This is a genomic window from Streptomyces sp. NPDC049687 (assembly GCF_044465285.1).
Lineage (GTDB): Bacteria > Actinomycetota > Actinomycetes > Streptomycetales > Streptomycetaceae > Streptomyces.
On the sequence record NZ_JBITLN010000010.1, the window covers coordinates 63,367 to 83,043 of the forward strand.

Below are 19,677 nucleotides of genomic sequence, written 5' to 3' on the forward strand. Positions count from 1 at the left end.
CTCACAGCCGCGGGTCCACCGGCTCCGACTCCAGCGCCAGCACCCCGAACACCGCCTCGTGGACTCGCCACAGCGGCTCGCCCTCGGCCAGGCGGTCCAGAGCCTCCAGGCCGAGCACGTACTCGCGGATCGCGAGGGAACGCTTGTGGTTCAGGAAGCGTCCGCGCAGCCGTGCCAGGTTGTCGGGGCGCGTGTACTCCGGGCCGTAGATGATCCGGAGGTACTCGCGGCCCCGGCACTTGATGCCGGGCTGGACCAGGCGGCCCTGCCCGCCCCCGCTCTCGGCTTCGCCCGAGCGGGGGGACCCGCTCCGTACGACGGCACCGAGCGGCTTGACGACCATGCCCTCACCGCCGCGGCCGGTCATCTCCAGCCACCAGTCGACGCCGGCCCGGACCGACTCGGGGTCGGCCGTGTCGACGTACAGGCGGCGGGTGGTCTGCAGCAGACCGGTGCCGTCGTGCTCCACCAGCCGGTCGAGCAAGGCCAGTTGCTCGTCGTGGGGCAGGCCGGCCAGGCTGCGGCCCTGGACCGCGAGGATCTGGAACGGGGCCAGGCGTACGCCGTCCAGGCCGTCCGTCGTCCAGCAGTAGCGGCGGTAGGCCTCCGTGAACGCGGCCGCGTCCGAGGCACGTCCGCGCTGGCGGGCGAGCAGGTCCGAGACGTCGACGCCCCTGGCCGCCGCGCCCTCCAGGGCGGCGAGGGCGCCCGGGAAGACCGCCCCCGACGCGGCGCCCACGGCCGCGTACTGCGAGCGCAGCAGACCTGAGGCCTTCAGCGACCACGGCATCAACTCGGCGTCCAGCAGCAGCCAGTCCGTGTCGAGTTCCGCCCAGAGTCCCGCCTCGTCCACCGCCGTCCGCACCCGCCCGAGGATCTCCTCGGTCACCGACTCGTCGTCGAAGAACGGGCGGCCGGTGCGGGTGTAGAGGGACCCGGTGGGGCCGTCGACGCCGAAGCGCTTGCGCGCCACGTCCGCGTCACGGCAGACCAGGGCCACCGCCCGCGAGCCCATGTGCTTCTCCTCGCACACGACCCGTGCGACGCCGTCCGCCGCGTACTGCGCGAACGCCTCCGCCGGGTGCTCCAGGTAGCCGTCCACACGGCTGGTCGCCGTGGGCGCCATGGTCGGCGGCAGGTACGGCAGCAGGCGCGGGTCGACCGCGAACCGGCTCATGACCTCCAGGGCCGCGGCCGCGTTCTCCTCGCGGATCGAGATCCGCGCCTGGCCGTCGTACCGGGTCTCGACGACGCGACGGCCGTGGACATCCGCCAGGTCCAGCGGGCGGCCGTCGTGCCCGCCGGGCGCCTCCGACCTCAGCGGCCTGGCCGGCTCGTACCAGACCCGCTGCGCCGGTACGTCGACCAGCTCGCGCTCGGGCCAGCGCAGCGCGGTCAGCTTGCCGCCGAAGACGGCGCCGGTGTCCAGGCAGATGGTGTTGTTCAGCCAGGTGGCCTCCGGGACAGGGGTGTGCCCGTAGACGACCGCCGCCCGGCCCCGGTAGTCCTCCGCCCACGGGTAGCGCACCGGCAGGCCGAACTCGTCGGTCTCGCCGGTGGTGTCGCCGTACAGGGCGTGCGAGCGGACCCGGCCGGAGGTGCGGCCGTGGTACTTCTCCGGCAGACCGGCGTGGCAGACCACCAGCCGGCCGCCGTCGAGGACGTAGTGGCTGACGAGTCCGTCGATGAACTCCCGTACCTCCCGGCGGAACTCCTCGCTCTCGCCCTCCATCTGCTCGATCGTCTCGGCGAGCCCGTGGGTGTGCTGGACCTTGCGGCCCTTCAGGTGACGGCCGTACTTGTTCTCGTGGTTGCCCGGGACGCACAGGGCGTTGCCCGACCTGACCATCGACATCACGCGCCGCAGCACGCCCGGGCTGTCCGGGCCGCGGTCGACGAGGTCGCCCACGAAGACCGCCTGGCGGCCCTCCGGGTGGACGCCGTCGGTGTAGCCCAACTTCTCCAGCAGCGACTCCAGTTCGAAGGCGCAGCCGTGGATGTCGCCGATGATGTCGAAGGGGCCGGTGAGGTGGGTCAGGTCGTTGAAGCGCTTCTCGGTGACGACGGTGGCGTTCTCGACGTCCGCCACGCCCCGCAGGACGTGCACCTTGCGGAAGCCCTCGCGCTCCAGGTGCCTGAGGGAACGGCGCAGTTCGCGGGTGTGGCGCTGGATCACGCGGCGCGGCATGTCGGCGCGGTCGGTGCGGCCCGCGTTGCGCTCGGCGCACACCTCCTCCGGCACGTCGAGCACGATGGCGATGGGCAGCACGTCGTACTGCTTGGCCAGGTCGATCAGTTGCCGGCGGGCGTCCTGCTGGACGCTGGTGGCGTCGACGACCGTGCGGCGGCCCGCCGCGAGCCGCTTGCCCGCGATGTAGTGCAGGACGTCGAAGGCGTCCCTGGTCGCGCTCTGGTCGTTCTCGTCGTCGGAGACCAGCCCCCGGCAGAAGTCGGAGGAGATCACCTCGGTGGGCTTGAAGTGCCGTCGCGCGAAGGTGGACTTGCCGGACCCGGACGCGCCGATCAGCACGACGAGGGAGAGGTCGGTGACGGGGAGGACCCGCCCCTGGGTGTGTGTCTCGGTCATGCCGCCTTCGCCTCCTTCTCGTTCGTGGTCTCGGTGCTCCTGATGCTGAACACGGCCATCTGGGTGGGCGGTCCCACCTCCGGGTCGTCCGGGCCGACGGGGACGAACCGAACCTCGTAGCCATGCCGTTCGGCCACCGCGGCCGCCCACCCGCGGAACTCCTGCCGCGTCCACTCGAAGCGGTGGTCGCCGTGCCGGACGTGTCCCGCCGGCAGGCTCTCCCACCGGACGTTGTACTCGACGTTCGGGGTGGTCACCAGGACCGTGCGCGGGCGGGCCGAGCCGAACACCGCGTACTCCAGGGCCGGCAGCCTGGGCAGGTCGAGGTGCTCGACGACCTCGCTGAGCACGGCGGCGTCATAGCCCTTGAGGCGGGTGTCCGTGTACGCGAGCGAGCCCTGGAGGAGCCGGACGCGGGACGCCTGCCGCTCGCCCATCCGGTCCAGCTTCAGCCGTCGGGAGGCGATGGTGAGCGCGCGCACCGACACGTCGACACCGACGATCTCGGTGAACCCCGGGTCCTTCAGCAGCGCCTGCACCAACTGTCCCTGGCCGCAGCCGAGGTCGAGCACACGGGCGGCGCCGGACGCCTTGAGCGCGGCGACGATCGCGTCCCGCCGCTGCACGGCGAGCGGGGTCGGCTTCTCCTCCGTCTCCGCCTCCGCCTCGACCGCGTTGTCGATCTCCTCGACCGCGCTGTCGTCGGCCTCGGCGAGCCGGACCAGCTCCAGCCGCTCCATCGCCTGCCGGGTCAGCGACCAGCGGCGCGAGAGGTAACGGCTGGTGATCAGCTTCTGCTCGGGGTGTTCGGGCAGCCAGCCCTCACCGGCGCGCAGCAGCTTGTCGACCTCGTCGGAGGAGACCCAGTAGTGCTTGGCGTCGTCGAGGACCGGCAGCAGCACATACAGGTGCCGCAGCGCCTCGGCGAGGGTCAGCGTCTCGGATTCCAGTACGAGACCGACGTACCGCGAGTCGCCCCACTCGGGGAACGCGGTGTCGAGGGCCACCGGGTCGGCGGTCACCGTCCAGCCGAGCGGCTCGAAGAGACGCCGTACGAGAGCGGCGCCGCCCCGGGCGGGCACCGCGGGCACCTCGACGCGCAACGGCCTTGTCTGCCCGGGGAGTTCGGGCCTGGCACCGCACACGCCCCGCATCGCGCTGGAGAAGACGGCGCTCAGCGCGACGGCGAGCAGCGAGGAGGCCGCGTACGGACGGTCGTTGACGTACTGAGCGAGCGCCGCGTCGGGGGCGCCGCCGCGGCCCTTGCCCTTGCCGCGCCGGACCAGCGCCACGGCATCCACCTCCAGCAGCAGCGCCGCCGTGCAGCGCCGGTCGTCGGCCTCGGGATAGAGGACGTGCGCCTTGCCGTAGGAGGTGGAGAACGCCTGCGATTTGTCGGGATGCTTGTGCAGCAGGAAGCCCAGGTCGGTGGCGGGGCGTTCGGGGGTGCCGGTGGTGGTGATCGTCAGGAACACGGTGGGTGCCTCGAAAGGGTTCGGTAGGAGCGAAAGCGCTGGTCGTGCGCTCGCGCGCCCCTCCAACGTACAGAGATCGGTCCGGGCGCACGCGGGAATTTCCCGGCGTACGGCCGCGCCCGTTCCCGCGTCCTACGGTTCCGCCCGTTTCCACGCGCCGACGCCCAGCTTGCCGGTGGTCCCGAGATCGAGGTGGGGCGTCACCGTCACCGGTGCGGCGCCGGCCTTGGCGCGGATCCGGACGTAGGGGATGTTCACGGCGGTGCCGGAGCCGGTGGTGTTGCGCCAGACCAGACCGGACACCGCGCTGTCACCGGGTTTCAGGGTGAGGGGGCGGGGCGGGTCGTCGTAGCCGGTGCCGCCGGCGATGCTGTCGCCACCCCGGAGGATCCGCACTCCTTCGACCGGCTCGCGGTCCTCGTCCAGGAGGGTCAACTGCGGGTAGCCGTCGAGGCTGTAGTCCTTCGTGCCGCAGTTCTCCAGGCGCAGTCCGACGACGCGCAGCCCCATGGCGGCGTCGCCGTCGTCGGCCGTGACCCGGATCCCGGAGGGCGGGCAGACGCCGGCCTCGGCCGGCGCCTCGGCGGCGGGGACCTTGGTGACCTCGGTGACCTTCACCGTGGTCACCGCGGGCGCTCCCGGTGGCAGCACCCCCGGTCCGACGGTCCCCCGGACCGTCCTGCCGGGACCGACCGAGCGTACGGTCTCGCGCTGGTTGCTCACGGCCCCGCCGTCACTCGACATGAAGCCGAAGAGCACGGTGTACGTCAGCGCCTCGGTGCCGTCGTTGGTGACCTCGTAGGCGGCGGAGACCTCGGGGTCGGCGGGGAGAGGGTCCGCGTGGACTTGGCCCGGGGAGGCGGAGGGGGTCGGCGAGGCGGACGGGATGCTCACGGCCGTGATGCGTACGCCGTCCACCGGCGGGTCCGTGACCCGGGTCCGGGGCGCCGGGGAGGCTGCTCCGGGACCGTTGGACGGGTGGCCGACGCGTTCCGAACCGCAGGCCGACAGCAGCAGCACGACGGCGAGGGCCGGGACGAGGGGGGCGGGTCTGCGCATCCGGTCACCTCATCAGGGCCGCACCGCCCCGGCCGTGATGGAAGGCACACCTCCGGTCACAGCCCTGTCACAGCGGGGCGCCCTCGGTGGACTCCCTCACTGGGGCGACATGGTGAGCACACCGGAGGCACGGTCGAGGAGATACTGCAGGGGCTCGGCCGTCCACGGACCGCGCCGGGCGATCAGCTCGCCGGCGTGCCGGCCGAGGTCCTCGCCGCTCAGCCAGGACACGCTGTCGGCGCCCGCCGCGGCGCGGGGGCGGGTGCGGACGGGGCCGATGACGAGCTCGTAGATCCGCGGGCCCTTGCCGTCGAGTTCGGCGGTCAGCGTGCGCAGCAGCGACTTCTTGGCCGCGTTGGTCGCGCCGATCAGGGCGGCACCCGGGTAGGGCAGTTCCGCGCTGAAGCCGGTGAAGTGGACGAGTGCGCCGTCCGGGGCGAGCAACGGGGTGACCGCGCGCAACGCCCGGAAGTGGCTGGAGAGGTTGTCGGCGATCATGGTGTCCCAGAGCTCGTCGGTCACCTCCAGCAGCCCCGTCCGGCCCTGCGGGCCCCAGTTGCCGAGGGTCAGGACGGCGCCGTCGAACGTGCCGTACTCCTGGGCGAGCGCGGAGCGCACGGCGGCGCTGTCGGGGTCGGAGACGTCGACCACGTGGGGACGCAGGATGCCCGGGCCCGCGTCGGCCGCGTACTCGGCGAGGCCGTTCAGCCGGGCCTCGCTGCGGCCGGCGGCGACCACGGTGGCGCCGAGCGTCAGCAGGGCGCGTGTCACTCCTTCCCCGATGCCGCCGCTCGCGCCGACGACGAGCACGGTGCGGCCCTGCAGGTAGGGAGCGGCGGGCGGTTGCCCGAATGTCTTCCCGAATGGCCTTCCGAAGAGTTCCTCGGGCGGTTCCCCAAACGGTAATGAACGAGTGGTCATTTCGAGCAGCCTAGTCAGCGGCGGCGCTAATGACCAGATGTACATTTGGAGTTGTGACCACGGAACCGACCGATGCCCCCGCCCCGGCCAGGAAACGCGTCCGCGCCCCGGAGGCGCACCGCGAGGCGATCCTGGAGGCCGCGCGGGCCGCGTTCGCCGAGCGGGGCTACGCCCGGGCCACGATCCGGGAGATCGCGGGCCGGGCCGGGGTCACCCACGGTCTGGTCATGCGGCACTTCGGCTCGAAGGAGCAGTTGTTCCTCGCGGCCGTGCCCGGCCCGCGGGACCTGCCCGAGCTGATGCCCGGCCCGCCCGGCACCCTGCCGGACCGGATCGCACAGGCCTTCGTCGAGCGGATGGAACACGCCGACGGCAACGACCCGTTCCTGGCCCTGATCCGCAGTGCCGCCTCCGACGAGCAGGCCGCCACCGAGTTGTACGCGGCGATGCGGCGCAGCAGCGCGGAGGCCTACCGCACGGTGCTGACCGGCCCGGACGCGGACGAGCGCATCGATCTGCTCGCCTCCCAGCTCATCGGCGTCACCTTCAGCCGGTACGTGCTGCGCAGCGGGCCGGTGGCCGAGATGCCGCCGGAGCGGCTGGTGGCGCACCTGACGCGCATGCTGCGGTGTCTGCTTCAACCCCTCGAACACCTCGAGCCCGTACACCCCGAGCCCTTCGGAGGGACCTCCGCGTCATGACGGAACAGAGCGTCGCTCACGTCGAGTTACCGCCGTCCCTCACCGGCCGCGCGGTCCTGCCGTCCGACGCGCGCTACGAGCGGGTGCGGCACGGATACGTCCACCGGGGCGCCCCGGCGGTGGTGATCTTCCCGGAGAGCGTGGAGGAGACGGCCGCGGCTCTGGCGTACGCCCGCTGCCGGGGCGGGGTGCTGTCCGTGCGCAGCGGCGGGCACGGCATCAGCGGGCGGTCGACCAACGACGGCGGTGTCGTCCTCGACGTCTCCCGGCTCGACCGGGTGGAGGTGCTGGACCGGGCACGCCGCCGGGTCCGGGTCGGCGCGGGCGCCCGCTGGGGGCGGGTGGCGCAGGTCCTCGCCCCGCACGGGCTGGCCGTCAGCTCGGGCGACACCGGCGATGTCGGCGTGGGTGGGCTCGTCACGGCGGGCGGCATGGGCTGGTTCGCGCGGCGGGACGGGCTGACGATCGACCATGTGACGGCCGTCGAACTCGTCCTGGCGGACGGGACGTTCGTACGGGCCGAGGCGGAGCGCGATCCCGACCTGTTCTGGGCGGTCCGGGGCGCGGGCGGCAACTTCGGGGTCGTCACGGCGGTGGAGCTGGAGGCGTCCGAGACCGGTGACGTCGTGTTCGCCGACCTGATCTTCGACGCGCGGGACGGCGCGGCGCTCGTGGAGGAGTGGGGAGAGGTTCTGGCGACCGCGCCCCGGGAGCTGACCAGTTTCCTCACCCTCATGCCGGCGGGACCCGGCCGGCCCCCTGTCGCCCATGTCGCCGCCGTGTACGCGGGCGAGCGGCCGGAGGACGCCCAACGGGTACTGACGCCCCTGCTGGGGCTGGGCCCGCTGCTGAAGCAGGAGGCGGTGCTCGCCCCCTATCCGGCCCTGGTGCCGGTGGGCGGCGCCCCGCACCACGGCCAGGGGCTCGGCGCCACCCGCTCCGGGCTGCTGGACCGGGTGTCCGCGCACACCGCGCGGTCCGTGGCGGAGGCACTGGCGTCGGGGCAGGTGCTGATGGAGCAGTTCCGTTCGGTGGGCGGCGCGGTGAACGACGTCGATCCCTCGGCCACCGCCTACGCCCACCGCACCCAGAACTTCCAGCTGCTCTCCGCGACCGTCCCCGACCTGGAGCGCTCCCTCGACGCCCACTGGGCGCGGCTCGCCCCCGAGGTGAACGGCATGTACCTCAGCTTCGACAGCCGCCGCTCCCCCGACGTCCTCGCCGAGGCGTTCCCCGAGCCGGCCCTGACCCGGCTGCGCTCGCTCAAGGCCCGGTACGACCCGGAGAACGTGTTCGACCGCAACTTCCCGCTGCGGTGAGCCGCCGCCCCGGGCGTCAGGCTCCGCCGTGGGTGCGGGCGCCGTCGATCGCCGCCTGGTAGGAGGTGGCGGCCAGCTCCTTGAACTGGGCGAGCCGCGGCACGTGCGCCGACTTGGTGAGCTCCGCGTGCAGGAAGGTCAGGTCGGCGGCGAGGCCGACCATGGCGAGGGCCGCCTTCAGATACGGCTCCTGGTGGTCGCTGTCGTGGCGGGGCGTGCCGGGGCCGTAGGCACCGCCGCGCGCGGAGGCCACCACGACCTTCTTGCCGGACAGCGGGCCCTGGCCGGTGGCCGGGTCGGCGATCAGCGGGGCGATCAGGACCCGGTCGAACCACGCCTTGAAGGTGGACGGCACGGAGAAGTTGTACATCGGGACGCCGAGCAGGACGGTGTCGGCCGCGAGCAGCTCCTCGATCAGCGGCCAGGTCACCGCCCAGCTCGCCTTCTCCTCGGGCGACCGCGCCGCCTCCCGGGCCGCCGCGAGGTCGCGCACGCCCTCCGTCTCCAGACGGTGCATGACCTCGATCTGCGGGTGATCGACGTGCGGCACGGGGTCGGCGGCCAGGTCGCGGTAGACGTAGGTGCCCTCGGGGTTGGCCTTGCGCCAGGCCTCCGCGAACTCACCCGAGATCTGGCGGGAGACCGAGCCCCGGCGGGGGCTGGAGTCGAGGTGGAGCAGTGTGGGCATGCGGATTCCCTTGTGTGAGCTACGCGTTGGACAGGGCCGATCTCCATTGAAAGCGCCGCCCCGGAGCCCTGTCCCGTAATCTGGCGTGATACTTCGTAACCGGAAGCGTTAGCGAGGATGACGGTGCTGGACGTACGGAAACTGGTGCTGCTGCGCGAGGTGGGGGCGCGGGGGTCGATCGCCGCGGCCGCCCAGGCGCTCAACTACACGCGTTCCGCGGTCTCCCAGCAGTTGTCCGCGCTGGAGTCGGAGACCGGCGCCGCGCTCCTGGACCGGGGCAGCAGGCGGGCCGAACTCACCGCCGCCGGGCGCCTGCTGGTCGCCCACACCGAGCGGGTCCTCGCCCAGTTGGAGGCTGCCGAGGCCGAGTTGCTGGCGCGTGACGGCAGGGTCAGTGGCGAACTGCGGGTGGGGGTGCCGCTGCACGAGGGCCCGGCCCTGCTGGTGCCGGCGCTGAACCGCCTGCGGGAACGGCATCCGGATCTGCGGATCACCCTCCACGGCGTGGATCCGGACGAGGGCCGGCAGACGGTCCGGCTGGGCCGGCTCGACGCGGTCCTGGCCTCCGGCTATTCGCAGGTGCCCGAGCCCCGGGTGCCCGGACTGTACGAGGAGGAGGTGATCAGCGACCGTATCCGCCTGGTCATCGCACCCGGTCACCCGCTGGCGCGGGGTGAGGGTCCGCGTGACCTCGCCGAGTTCGCGGAGCAGCCCTGGCTGCTGGACCGCACCTCCGGGCTGGGACAACTGGCCCTGCACATGTGCGCCGGGGCCGGGTTCGTCCCCGACATCGTCTCCGACATCGGGGACATGCAGGCCGTGTTCGGGCTGGTCTCGCTGGGCTGGGGTGTCGCCCTCGTGCCCGATCTGGTGCCGGAACGCCCGGGCCATCCGGTCACCCGTATCGCCCTTGCCGGCGTCCACCCCACCCGCCGTATCACCCTCGTGGTCCGCGAGGGCGCCCTGGACAGCCCTCCGGTCGCGGTCCTGCTCCCTGCCGTTCGAGAGGCGGCCGAGGACCTCCGCCGCGGCGCCTCCGACGACCCCGCACGCCCCACGCCGGCCTGACTCGACCCCAGCCGGCGGGGCCGTCATTCCGGCAGCGGCCGGCACAGCGCGGTCCGCGTGCAGGTCCCCTCCGGGCCGGGGCGGGCGTACGTCATGGGCACACGTCAGCTCTCGATCACACGGTGGAAGGCGACGGTGTCGAAGATGTCCTCCATCCGCACGGCGCGGCCGTCGCGCAGCACCCAGGAGTGCACGAACGGCTGCCGCTCCGTGTGACCGCCGAGGGAGGTGATGTCCCGGTGGCCGAAGACCACCACGCGCTCCCCCTCGCGGACGAACTCCTCGGGATGCAGCCGCATGCCACCGAGGACGGTCGGCACGTGCGCGAGGAACTCCTTGACGCCGGCGTGCCCGTGCTTGGTGCCGCCGAGGCCGTATTTGTCCATGCCCTCGGGGTGCACCCACTCGATGTCGGGGTCGAAGGCGCCCAGGAGGGCTCCCACGTCACGGTTGGCGAAGGCCGCGTAGGCGGCGTGGATCGGTGCCAGCGGATCGGTGTTCTCGGTCATGGCCGGTCCGTTCCTTCAGTCCTTGAGATGGTCGGGGTGCAGCGCCGCGAGGGTGCGCCGGATGCCCTCGCGCCACGGCACCTTGCAGGGTCCGGTGAGCGAGCGGCGCAGCGTCGGGTCGAACTGGTAGGTCTCTCGGGTGACCTCGCTCGGTACGAGGTTCGCCTTCACCCCGGTGAGCTCCTCCAGGTAACGGACGCAGTCGGTGATGCCGACGGACTCGTCACCGCCCCAGTTGGTGAGGGTCACGGGGACGCTCGCCGCGTCCCACAGACGCGGGACCTGTTCCACCAGGTCGTCGGTGTACAGCAGGGAGGTCCAGTTCTGGCCCTCCAGGGGGACGGGGATCGGCTCGCCCGCGAGCATGCGCTTGAAGTAGAGCATCGGTACGCCGCCGTAACCGCCGGGGCCGTAGGCGATGTTGAGGCGGGCGATGACGGTCGGCAGACCGAGGGTCTGGGCGAACGCCCGGACCGTGCCCTCGGCCGCGATCTTGGCCACGGGGTAGGCGGGCAGCCAGTCCGCCCTGCCGTCCAGCGGGTCGGTCTCGGTGTACTGGTGGTCGAGGGTCTGCCGGGCGTACAGGGCGCCGGTGGAGACGTACAGGAACGCCTCCGCCGTACGGCAGTGGGTCATCAGGCGTCCCGCGGCGACGGAGTTGACCTCGACGGCGGCGTTGAAGTCGCCGTCCTCGCCGCGCCGGACCGCCGAGTGGAAGACGTGGGTGAAGTCCTCCGGCAGGCCCTTGAGGGAGCCGGCGCTCGTGTCGTCCATGTCCCAGCGGACGGTGCGGATGCCGTGCCGGGTCAGTTCCTCCTCGGACCCGGGGGTGCCGAAGCGGCCGAGTGCCCACACCTCGTTGCCGTCGGCGAGCGCCTTGGCCACCGGTCCGGCGACCTGTCCGGTGGCGCCGGTCACCAGGATCTTCTTGCCGTTCAAGGGATTCCCTCCCAGGGATGCGGGGTCAGGCGTCGCCGAGGGCGCGGTCGAGCTCCTTGCGCAGGATCGACTGGAAGGTCGCCACGTGCGCGGGGCCCATCAGGGTGTAGTGCTCACCGGGCACGTCGAGGTACCGGTTCTCTCCGGTGACGTGCTCGTCCCAGCGGCGCAGCTCGTTGTTGAGCCAGTCCTCCTTGGTGCCGCGCAGCGGAACGGCGTAGAAGACGCTCATCGAACGGACCTTGCCCTCGGGTGAGTAGCCGCGCCCGAGGTCGGTGAGCCGGTCGGCCAGTTCCGCCCACGCCTTGAACTTCTCGAAGGTGAGGTCGAGTTCGGCGAGCCGGCCCTTCGGCGCGTGCTCGATGAAGTACGCCAGCTGTTCGTCCCTCGGCAACGGCCTCAGTACCGCGGGGAGTTCGAGGGACTGCTTCTTGTCGATGAGCTCCAGGAAGAACGCCAGGTTGGCCGCCGTCTCGATGAAGTCGAGTTCCTCCATGCGGTACTTGATGTGCGGGGGCAGATTGAAGCTGCCGACGAAGTCGACGCGTTCACCCTGTGCTTCGAGGGCTTTGGCCATCTCGAAGGCGACGGCGCCGCCGTAGGAGTATCCGGCGACGGCGTACGGACCGTGCGGTCGGCGGGAGCGGATCGCGCGGACATAGGTGTCGACCATCTCCGCGAAGCTCTCGAAGGGCTTCTCGCCGGGGTTGAAGCCACGGGCGCGCAGCGCGTAGAACGGGCGGTCGCCGACGAAGTACTTGGCGAGGTTGACGAAGACGAGTACCTCGCCGACGCCGGGGTGGACGCAGAACAGCGGGGTCCGGTCGCCGGTGGTCTGCATCGGGACGATGGGGTCGTACTCCTGCTCGCCCTCGGCCGCCCCGTCGAGCCGGGCGGCGAGCGCGCGCACGGTGGGAGCCCGCAGGACGGTGATGATCTGCAGGTCGTGCGCGCCCAGGCGCTGGGCGACCAGGGAGCGCAGCCGCAGGATGTCGAGCGAGGTGCCGCCCAGGTCGAAGAAGTTGGCGGTGGCGCTCAGCCGCCCCGGGTCGGTGTCGAACATGTCGGCGTAGATGCCGGCCAGGACCTTCTCCGTGTCGCCCTCGGGGGCGGTGTAGCCGCCGAGCCGGCGCAGGACCAGGTCGTCGACGTACGCCTTCACGTCGTCGTACGCCCCGGCCTCCAGACGTTTGCGCATCAGCGCGCGCTGGATCTTGCCCAGGCTGGTCTTGGGGAAGGCGTCCTCGGGCAGCGGCAGGATGAGCGCGGGCCGGAAGCCCCAGTGCATGACGACCGTGCTGCGGACCGCGGTGAGCACCCGGTACAGCGCGAGCTCGTCGCCCTCGGGGCACTCCGGGTGGAAGGCGATGACGAGCTGCTCGGTGTCGCTGCCGGGGGCGCGGGTGGGGAAGGCGGCGACATAGGAGCGGGCCACGTCGTCGAGGTCTTCGAGGAGGGTCTCGATGTCATGGCTGAAGTAGTTGACGCCATTGACGATGACGCTGTCCTTGCTGCGGCCGACCAGGGTGAGGCGGCCGTCGTCGATCCGGCCGAGGTCGCCGCTGCGGAACCAGCCGTCGGGCGTGAAGGCGTTCCGGGTGGCCTGCTCGTCGTTGTGGTAACCGGCGGTGATCATGGGGCCGTCGAGCTGGAGCTCACCGACCTCGCCCTCGGGCAGCTCACGGTGGTTCTCGTCGGCGATCCGGATGCGCAGTCCCTCGACGGGGCGGCCCAGGTTGGCGAACTCCTGTCCCTGGTCGGCGGCCGGGAAGTCGACGGAGTAGACGCTGCCGGCGCAGGTCTCCGACATGCCGAAGGCGGGCCAGAGGGCGTCGGCGCGCAGCCCGTGGGGCGCGAAGCGGCTCAGGAAGGTCTCGCCGGTGGTGCGGACGACGGCCTCGCCGCCGCTGATGATGTGCCGCAGCCGCGACAGGTCGAGCTCGTCGCCGTCCTCCTCGTCGAGCCGGTCGGCCTGTGGATTGATCAGCCCCAGCAGGAAGTTGGGTGTGAAGGTCATGGTGACCCCGAAGCGGGAGACGATCCGCAGGAAGTTCAGCGGTTCCTGGAGCACCACGGATGCTTCGACGTGCAGTTGGGTGCTGCCCGCGGACAGCGGCAGCAGATGGCACTCGAGAAGGGCGGCGACATGGTCGAAGGAGACCCAGTTGAGGCTGGTGTCCTCGGCGGTCAGCCGGTGGTAGCCGTTCTTGGCGGCCATGGAGGCGAGCAGGTTGGCGTGGCTGAGCATCACGGCCTTGGAGTTGCCGGTGGAGCCGGACGTCAGCACGAGGACGGCGGTGTCCTCGGGGTCGGCCTCGTGGAAGGAGTCGGCCGGCTGTTCGGCGCGCAGCTCCTCCAGCGGCACGACGTCGAGGCCGTCGGCGCGCGGGAGTTCGGCGGCGAGGGTGGCGCTGGTGACGAGCAGCGGATGGTCGAGAAGGGTGTCGACATGGGTGAGCTGGGCCGCCCAGCGCTCGGGGTCGCCGCCCAGGGCGGCCATCGGGCAGGGCACGAATCCGCCGAGCTGGCAGGCCCAGAACGCGGCGAGGAACTCCTGCGGCTTCTCCAGGAGCAGGACGACCTTGTCGTGGGGGGCGAGGCCGTGGGCGCGCAGTCCGGCGAGGACCGAGCGGGCCGCGTCGAGGAGTTCGGGATGGCTCTGCAACGGCGCGTCCCGGTCGTCCGCGCTCCGGGGGTAGCGCAGCCCGGACTCCGGATGGTTGCGGGCCGCGTCGCGCAACAGGTGCGCGATGGTCCGTGTCGCCGTCACGGCTGTGGTCATGGGGGGTGCCTTTCCTCTGCCTCGGCAGCCGTGCCCGGGATCACCGGGTCGGTATGCCGAACGATGTACGGAATGTCGTACTGACGAGGTGAGACGTACAGGGAACGAGGGGGGTGAGGCGTACATGGGAAAGAGGGCGCCGACCGCCCTCCGGAATCTTCAATTCCATGAGCCACGTCGGCCGGGCTCCGAATACCCGTGGACTATAAGAACCGCCCGATCGGGTTGTCAAAGGTAAAAGGCGCAATCCGAAAGACCAGGAATATGGGAAGAAAGCCCCGTCAAACATCTACGAGCGTGAGTGAGAACACACCGGTCAGAGCGGGTGTTGCCCCGGAATCGACATCGGTGTCATTTCCTGACCTGCGCCGCCTCGACTTCGTTGCCTCGCCCGTCGCATTGAGTTGCCCGGCATTTCCGCGAAACCCCGGGGTGCCGGTTTTTCTGACGGTGGGCGTAAGCAATGCAGACGGATGCGGGAAAGGCGGCCCGCCGCACCGGTCCGGCGGGCCGCCCGGGCTTACGGCAACTGCGACTGCACCTGGGCGGAGATGAGTTCCAGGTGGTCCAGGTCGTGCAGGTCGAGGATCTGGAGGTACATGCGGCGGGAGCCGGTCTCGGCATAGCGGCCGATCTTGTCGACGACCTCGGCCGGGGTTCCGGCCAGGCCGTTGGCCTTGAGTTCGGCCACCTCTCGGCCGATCGCGGCGGCGCGGCGGGCGACCTCCTGGTCGTCCTTGCCCACGCAGGCGACGAGGACGTTGGAGAGGGTGATGGCGTCGGCGTCCCGGCCGATCTCGGCGGCGGCGTCCCGCACCCGGCCGAACTGGCGCCCGCTGTCCTCGGGCGAGCCGAACGGCATGTTGAACTCGTCGGCGAACCGGGCCGCCAGCCGGGGCGTGCGGCTCGCGCCCTGGCCGCCGATCAGGACGGGCACCTTCGGCTGCGCGGGCTTGGGCAGCGCGGGCGACTCGGTGAGGTCGTAGTACGTGCCGTGGAAGTCGAAGGTCTTGCCCGGCCCGGTGGCCCACAGGCCGGTGACGATCGCCAGCTGTTCCTCGAGGCGGCCGAACTTCTCCTTCGGGAAGGGGATGCCGTACGCCGCGTGCTCCTCCTCGAACCAGCCCGCGCCCAGGCCGAGTTCCACGCGGCCGCCGGACATCTGGTCCACCTGCGCGACCTGGATGGCCAGGACACCGGGCAGCCGGAAGGTGGCGGCGGTCATCAGCGTGCCGAGACGTATGCGCCGGGTCTCGCGGGCGAGGCCGGCGAGGGTGATCCAGGCGTCCGTGGGGCCGGGGAGGCCGTCGGCGTCCCCCATCTTCAGGTAGTGGTCGGAGCGGAAGAAGGCGTCGAAGCCGAGGTCTTCGGTGGCCTTCGCCACGGTGAGGAGGGTGTCGTAGGTGGCGCCCTGCTGGGGCTCGGTGAAGATACGAAGATCCATGCCTCCCATCCTGCATGCCGGGCGTCCCGTCGACCCCACCGGTCCCCTCGGGCCGGGCCGTCCCCGGTCGGGTGAAAAACGTCCGTGCCGGCCTGGGGGGTTGCCCGCGCCAGTGACCCGCCCCGGCGGTGATCGTTGGCTGCTGCGGAGCCGGACCGCCCGGCGCCCGCCCGGCGGTTCGGCGCCGGGACGTCACCGCGTCGGCTGCCCCCGAGGGCAGACCGGGGCCGAGGAGGCCGTCATGTCGGAAGAGACCGCGCCGCACCAGGACGAGGGCGCCGCGGCAGCCCAGCCGAAGGGGCTGCTGCAGCGGATGGAGGAGCTGATGGCGGCGCTGAACACGAACCTGACGGCACTGGAGGACTTCCACTCGGCAGGGAGCACACGAGCGCCGCGGGCGGCGGAGGGGGACGTGGGCGAGGTGCGCTGACCCGGAGTCATCTCTCCGGTAAAGCGCCTTCTCTCTCCTCTCGCTCCTCTCTCTCCTCCCTCGCCGCCAGCTTGCGCAGCATCTCCAGGACGCGGTCCCTGGACTCGTCGGCCGCGTCGATGGCCTCCATGCACTGCCAGTACGTGCCCTGGTCGTCCGCCGCACTGGCGAGGGCGACCAGGGCGATGCCGACCTCGCCGAGCAGGCCGCCCAGGTCGATCAGGGCACCGCGGGCGTCCTCCAGCGCGGTGAGCTGGGCGGCGCGCAGGTCTGAGGGGTCGAGGTCGGGGGCGTCCAGCACACCGCAGCCGCGACCCGCCAGCTCCGTCAGCCCCAGGGCCTCGCCGCGCAGTTCGGGCGGGCCCGAGACGGCGAGGCGACTGCCCATCGCCTGGGCCAGGGCCTGCGCCTGCCACACCTCCGTGAGGATCTCCGCCTTGCCGCCGCTGCCCGCGAGCGCACGCCTGCTCGCCAGAATGAGCCGCACCGCGTCCATGCGCCGCCCCCGTCTGTCCCGACGCGCTCCTCGCACGTCCGCCCGAACTCCCGTGCACCCAGCCCTGGTCCCGCTCTTGCGCACCGAGAGCGTTCCACTACCCAGAGTGAAGGCCTGTGGGGCGAAAAGCCAGAGGAAGGGGGAAATCTGTGGACAACAAATCGGTGTCGGGCCAGCCGATGACTCCGGAGAGTGAAAGCGGACCGAGGTAATCCAGAGTTGTCCACAGCCAACGGCTCGGCACGCCGGTCACGGCGCGGGGAACCTCCGCTCGTTGCGGTCGATCTTCGCGTCCAGGGCGGCGAGCGGGTCGATGCCGAGCACCTCGCACAGTTGCAGCAGATACGCGAGGACGTCGGCGACCTCGTCCGTCACCCGGTGGGCGGTCTCCGGGTCGTCCATGACGCGCGCCGACTCCTGCGGGGTCAGCCACTGGAAGATCTCGACCAGCTCGGAGGCCTCCACGCTGAGCGCGGCGACGAGGTTCTTGGGCGTGTGGAAGGGCTGCCAGTTCCGCGCGGCGGCGAACTCGGCCAGCCTGCGCTGCAGCTTCTGCACGTCGAGAGGTTCGGAATGTTCGGTCACGGCCCCAGGTGTACCACCGTCACTCCCTTGGTCCGGACGGCGTACGACGGGTCGCTCACCGCGCCGACCAGGCGGATGTGCCCGCGTTCGGCCATCCGCACGGCAAGCCTCAGCAGTCCGGCGCGCTGCCGTACGTCCAGGCCCCGGTCGAAGTTGTCGGCGAGCAGGGTGAGTGCCTGCATGGCCGAGGGCACCTCGCCGGCCGTGTCCAGGTCGAGTACGCCGGGGCCGGTGAGCAGGACCAGGGCGAGGGCCACATGGCGCAGTTCGCCGTATCCCAGCCGGGCGAGTTCCGTACAGGTGCCGTCGCCGCGGTCGAGCACCGCGCGGACCGTGCCGTCGGACAGGGGTTCGGCGCGCAGGTCGACGACGGGTCCGGCGCAGCCGTCGTCCAGGGCGGCGACCAGTTGCGCGTGCCGTCGTCCGCACTCCTCGCGGGTGCGCCAGAGCACGTCGGCGAGGTTGTCGCAGCCGCCGAGCAGCCGCCCGGAGCCGGTGGGCACCGGAGCGCCCATCCACTCCGGCCGGGGGTCGCAGGCGAAGACGGACCGCAGGGCGACGACCATCTGTTCGGCGGCGGCGAGTACGTGGCGCTGCCCCTCGGTCTTGCCGGCCACGCGCAGCGGCAGCAGGGCGGTGCCGAGCCGGTCGTCGGGCAGCGGGGCGCGGGTGACGGGGGCGGATCCCGCGGTGTGCCAGGCGGCCTGAACCGTACGGCGCCCCGGGTCGCGCAGGGCGGTCTCGAGCAGCACGAGCCCGCCGGCGCTCAGCCGCTCCCCCGCGATGCGCAGTGCGGGCTCCGCCTGCACGGCGATGTCGAGCCGGACCGGCCCCTCGGGCCCGTCGGCGGTGCATCCGATACGGAACCCTCGGCGCCGCTGGGCGTCGGGCCGCGCCCGCTCGGGCACACAGGCGAGGGGATCGGGGAAGACCTCGCCCAGCCTGGCCCCGCCCCCGAGCCGCGCCAACGCCTCGTACGCCCGTAGCGCGGTCGTCTTCCCGCTCCCACTGGCCCCCGCGAGAACGGTCACCGCTCCCAGCCGGATCCCCAGCCGCCGATGCCCGCCGAAAGCGGAGAGCCGCAACTCGGTGAGACAGGGGCGGAGCGGGTGGGGGCGGCGGACGGGGGTGGGCGGGACGCCGTCCATCGGGGAAGCCGGGACGGCCGGAGAGGCGGAGGAGGCACGCGGCACGGTCATGTGCGGACGGTAGGACTCCGGCTCTCAGGCGAACCGTTCCGTCCGCAGCAGCTTCCCACGATCGGGCGACGTGCCCGACCGACCCGCCCCGCGAATGGGCCGGGTCCTCATGGGCCGACCGAGTCGGTCCGGCCCCGTCTCAGCCCCCCGGGGCCCCCGCTTCCTCCATGATGCCGCTCACCTCGGTGCCCGGTGGGGTGAGGAGGAAGACGTTGCGGTCGACGCGGTGCATGCCGCTGGCGAGGCCGAAGACGACGCCGGTGGAGAAGTCGAGGACGCGCTTGGCGACCTCCGTCTCCGCGCCGGTGAGGTCGAGAAGCACCGGGATCCCCGCCATGAGGGTCTCGGCGACCTCGCGGGCGTCCGCGAAGACGTTGACCCGCAGGACGACGAAGCGGCGCCGCGCCTCCGTCTCCGCGTCGGGCAGCGCACGGTGGTTCACCGCCGACGGCCACGCGTCCCGGCCCCGCAGCGGAACGACCTGTGCGAGCCCTTCCCACTGTTCATCGGTGACGTCGTATCGGTTCACCGGCTCCCCCCGAACTGACTCGCACTCCATGCCTGCACCAGCCAATTCTTACGCCAAGTCACCCGTTCGGCCCAACAGCGACACGGACCGCGACCGTCACAACCGTCCCACAGATGCTTCCCAGCGCCCGCACACCGGAATCTTCACGTCCAGGAGCACCCCCTTCACCAGGTGCGATTACGTTCACGCGCCGCGCACGTGGCAGATACCCCGCTGGTGGCACCCGCCCGGCGGTGTCCGCCTTTCCTGAGCCCCGCTCAGTGGCACCGCGTCCTGACGCCGCTCTCCACCGCCGGCCTCTTCATCGGCACCCGCGCGGTCTGGAGCTCGGCCACGGGCCACCGGGTCGCGGTGGCTGCGTACGGCGACCGTACGACGGTGAAGGGACGGCCGGTCAGGCAGTCGTCGCGCGCGTGAAGCGGAGCGTGGCGTTGACCGTGGTCAGGCCGCGGATCATGCCGAGCTGGTTCCAGCCCAGGCCGAACTCGCCGCGGTCGACGGTGAATTCCGTGTCCAGCGTGACCGCGTCGGCGCTCGCGCCGGTGAGCTTCGCGGTGAGGGAGTGCGGCCTGCTGATGCCGCGCACGGTGAGCTGGCCGGACACCTGGACCGTGCCGCCGTCGCCGAGTTCGGCGGAGCGCACGGCGTAGGTGATCTCGGGGTGGTTCGCGACGTCGAAGAAGTCGGCGCCGCGCAGGTGCTCGTCCCGCTTGGCGTTCTTCGTGTCGAGGGAGGCGGCGTCCAGGGTGAGGGTGCCGGTGGCGGATCCCTCGGGCCCCACCTCTCCCCCACCGCTCACGGCGGCGATGGCGCCCTTGACGGTCACCAGGCCCCACATCGTCTTGTGCTTCAGGGCGACGGTGGAGGCGACGGTGTCGAGCTGCCACAGTCCGGTTTCCACGGCGACGGTCATGATCTGTCCTCGAATGAGTGGTTCAAATTTGGA

The 19,677-nt window shown here is 71.9% G+C and carries 18 protein-coding genes; 4 read left to right on the forward strand and 14 right to left on the reverse strand.

The window, feature by feature from the left end:
• Window position 1: 1 nt before the first annotated feature.
• From ACIBVL_RS28770 to ACIBVL_RS28785, 4 genes are all read right to left on the reverse strand, one after another.
• Window positions 2–2,587 (reverse strand): polynucleotide kinase-phosphatase, encoded by a 2,586-nt coding sequence (locus ACIBVL_RS28770; protein ID WP_399101380.1) that lies wholly within the window; start codon window positions 2,585–2,587, stop codon window positions 2–4.
• Window positions 2,584–4,062, reverse strand: a complete 1,479-nt coding sequence (locus ACIBVL_RS28775; protein ID WP_399101382.1) for a 3' terminal RNA ribose 2'-O-methyltransferase Hen1 — start codon at window positions 4,060–4,062, stop codon at window positions 2,584–2,586. Before ACIBVL_RS28775 ends, ACIBVL_RS28770 begins: the two co-directional genes overlap by 4 nt.
• Before the next feature lie 132 nt (window positions 4,063–4,194).
• Window positions 4,195–5,121, reverse strand: a complete 927-nt coding sequence (locus ACIBVL_RS28780) for a DUF4232 domain-containing protein (protein WP_399101384.1) — start codon at window positions 5,119–5,121, stop codon at window positions 4,195–4,197.
• Window positions 5,122–5,217: 96 nt separating this feature from the next.
• A complete protein-coding gene (locus tag ACIBVL_RS28785; RefSeq protein WP_399101386.1) occupies window positions 5,218–5,931 on the reverse strand; it encodes an SDR family NAD(P)-dependent oxidoreductase in 714 nt (237 codons plus the stop codon).
• A gap of 164 nt (window positions 5,932–6,095) precedes the next feature.
• Between ACIBVL_RS28785 and ACIBVL_RS28790 the strand changes: the two genes are divergently transcribed.
• The gene (locus ACIBVL_RS28790) at window positions 6,096–6,743 is read left to right on the forward strand and encodes a TetR family transcriptional regulator (RefSeq protein WP_399101388.1); all 648 of its coding nucleotides are present in this window, start codon (window positions 6,096–6,098) and stop codon (window positions 6,741–6,743) included.
• On the forward strand, window positions 6,740–8,062 hold the full coding sequence (locus ACIBVL_RS28795) for an FAD-binding oxidoreductase (protein WP_399101390.1): 1,323 nt from the start codon (window positions 6,740–6,742) through the stop codon (window positions 8,060–8,062). The genes ACIBVL_RS28790 and ACIBVL_RS28795 overlap by 4 nt, the downstream gene beginning before the upstream one ends.
• Window positions 8,063–8,078: 16 nt before the next feature.
• On the opposite strand, the gene ACIBVL_RS28800 is transcribed toward ACIBVL_RS28795, so the two are convergent.
• Window positions 8,079–8,750, reverse strand: coding sequence for an FMN-dependent NADH-azoreductase (locus tag ACIBVL_RS28800; RefSeq protein ID WP_399101392.1), 672 nt, complete (start codon window positions 8,748–8,750; stop codon window positions 8,079–8,081).
• Window positions 8,751–8,867: 117 nt separating this feature from the next.
• On the opposite strand from ACIBVL_RS28800, the gene ACIBVL_RS28805 reads away from it, so the two are divergent.
• Window positions 8,868–9,818, forward strand: coding sequence for a LysR family transcriptional regulator (locus ACIBVL_RS28805; RefSeq protein ID WP_399101394.1), 951 nt, complete (start codon window positions 8,868–8,870; stop codon window positions 9,816–9,818).
• A gap of 104 nt (window positions 9,819–9,922) precedes the next feature.
• Here the strand turns inward: ACIBVL_RS28805 and ACIBVL_RS28810 are convergent, their stop codons facing one another.
• From ACIBVL_RS28810 to ACIBVL_RS28825, 4 genes are all read right to left on the reverse strand, one after another.
• Window positions 9,923–10,327 carry a nuclear transport factor 2 family protein gene (locus ACIBVL_RS28810; RefSeq protein WP_399101395.1) on the reverse strand — a complete coding sequence of 135 codons (405 nt, stop codon included), beginning with the start codon at window positions 10,325–10,327 and terminating at the stop codon, window positions 9,923–9,925.
• A 15-nt stretch (window positions 10,328–10,342) separates the two neighbouring features.
• The gene (locus tag ACIBVL_RS28815) at window positions 10,343–11,266 is read right to left on the reverse strand and encodes an NAD-dependent epimerase/dehydratase family protein (RefSeq protein WP_399101397.1); all 924 of its coding nucleotides are present in this window, start codon (window positions 11,264–11,266) and stop codon (window positions 10,343–10,345) included.
• Window positions 11,267–11,291: 25 nt separating this feature from the next.
• A complete protein-coding gene (locus tag ACIBVL_RS28820; RefSeq protein WP_399101399.1) occupies window positions 11,292–14,048 on the reverse strand; it encodes an alpha/beta fold hydrolase in 2,757 nt (918 codons plus the stop codon).
• A gap of 520 nt (window positions 14,049–14,568) precedes the next feature.
• A complete protein-coding gene (locus ACIBVL_RS28825) occupies window positions 14,569–15,492 on the reverse strand; it encodes an LLM class F420-dependent oxidoreductase (RefSeq protein WP_399101401.1) in 924 nt (307 codons plus the stop codon).
• A 241-nt stretch (window positions 15,493–15,733) separates the two neighbouring features.
• Here ACIBVL_RS28825 and ACIBVL_RS28830 point away from each other — a divergent pair, with 241 nt between their 5' ends.
• On the forward strand, window positions 15,734–15,922 hold the full coding sequence (locus tag ACIBVL_RS28830) for a hypothetical protein (protein WP_399101403.1): 189 nt from the start codon (window positions 15,734–15,736) through the stop codon (window positions 15,920–15,922).
• 7 nt (window positions 15,923–15,929) lie between these two features.
• Here the strand turns inward: ACIBVL_RS28830 and ACIBVL_RS28835 are convergent, their stop codons facing one another.
• The 5 genes from ACIBVL_RS28835 to ACIBVL_RS28855 form a co-directional block, all read right to left on the reverse strand.
• Window positions 15,930–16,418, reverse strand: coding sequence for a DUF6099 family protein (locus ACIBVL_RS28835; protein WP_399101405.1), 489 nt, complete (start codon window positions 16,416–16,418; stop codon window positions 15,930–15,932).
• Window positions 16,419–16,667: 249 nt separating this feature from the next.
• A complete protein-coding gene (locus ACIBVL_RS28840) occupies window positions 16,668–17,003 on the reverse strand; it encodes a nucleotide pyrophosphohydrolase (protein WP_399101407.1) in 336 nt (111 codons plus the stop codon).
• Complete coding sequence (locus ACIBVL_RS28845) at window positions 17,000–18,202, reverse strand: ATP-binding protein (protein ID WP_399101409.1); 1,203 nt, start codon at window positions 18,200–18,202, stop codon at window positions 17,000–17,002. Before ACIBVL_RS28845 ends, ACIBVL_RS28840 begins: the two co-directional genes overlap by 4 nt.
• Before the next feature lie 139 nt (window positions 18,203–18,341).
• Entirely contained in the window at window positions 18,342–18,761 is a 420-nt protein-coding gene (locus ACIBVL_RS28850) for a cell division protein SepF (protein ID WP_399101411.1), read from the reverse strand.
• 364 nt (window positions 18,762–19,125) lie between these two features.
• Window positions 19,126–19,644 (reverse strand): YceI family protein, encoded by a 519-nt coding sequence (locus ACIBVL_RS28855; protein ID WP_399101413.1) that lies wholly within the window; start codon window positions 19,642–19,644, stop codon window positions 19,126–19,128.
• Window positions 19,645–19,677 lie beyond the last annotated feature (33 nt).

Coding starts and splice junctions, on each gene's coding strand:
- ACIBVL_RS28770 (WP_399101380.1), bottom strand. CDS start 2,587: ATGACCGAGACACACACCCAGGGGCGGGTCCTCCCCGTCACCGACCTC.
- ACIBVL_RS28780 (WP_399101384.1), bottom strand. CDS start 5,121: ATGCGCAGACCCGCCCCCCTCGTCCCGGCCCTCGCCGTCGTGCTGCTG.
- ACIBVL_RS28795 (WP_399101390.1), top strand. CDS start 6,740: ATGACGGAACAGAGCGTCGCTCACGTCGAGTTACCGCCGTCCCTCACC.
- ACIBVL_RS28800 (WP_399101392.1), bottom strand. CDS start 8,750: ATGCCCACACTGCTCCACCTCGACTCCAGCCCCCGCCGGGGCTCGGTC.
- ACIBVL_RS28805 (WP_399101394.1), top strand. CDS start 8,868: ATGACGGTGCTGGACGTACGGAAACTGGTGCTGCTGCGCGAGGTGGGG.
- ACIBVL_RS28810 (WP_399101395.1), bottom strand. CDS start 10,327: ATGACCGAGAACACCGATCCGCTGGCACCGATCCACGCCGCCTACGCG.
- ACIBVL_RS28820 (WP_399101399.1), bottom strand. CDS start 14,048: ATGACCACAGCCGTGACGGCGACACGGACCATCGCGCACCTGTTGCGC.
- ACIBVL_RS28825 (WP_399101401.1), bottom strand. CDS start 15,492: ATGGATCTTCGTATCTTCACCGAGCCCCAGCAGGGCGCCACCTACGAC.
- ACIBVL_RS28830 (WP_399101403.1), top strand. CDS start 15,734: ATGTCGGAAGAGACCGCGCCGCACCAGGACGAGGGCGCCGCGGCAGCC.
- ACIBVL_RS28835 (WP_399101405.1), bottom strand. CDS start 16,418: ATGGACGCGGTGCGGCTCATTCTGGCGAGCAGGCGTGCGCTCGCGGGC.
- ACIBVL_RS28845 (WP_399101409.1), bottom strand. CDS start 18,202: ATGACCGTGCCGCGTGCCTCCTCCGCCTCTCCGGCCGTCCCGGCTTCC.
- ACIBVL_RS28850 (WP_399101411.1), bottom strand. CDS start 18,761: ATGGAGTGCGAGTCAGTTCGGGGGGAGCCGGTGAACCGATACGACGTC.
- ACIBVL_RS28855 (WP_399101413.1), bottom strand. CDS start 19,644: ATGACCGTCGCCGTGGAAACCGGACTGTGGCAGCTCGACACCGTCGCC.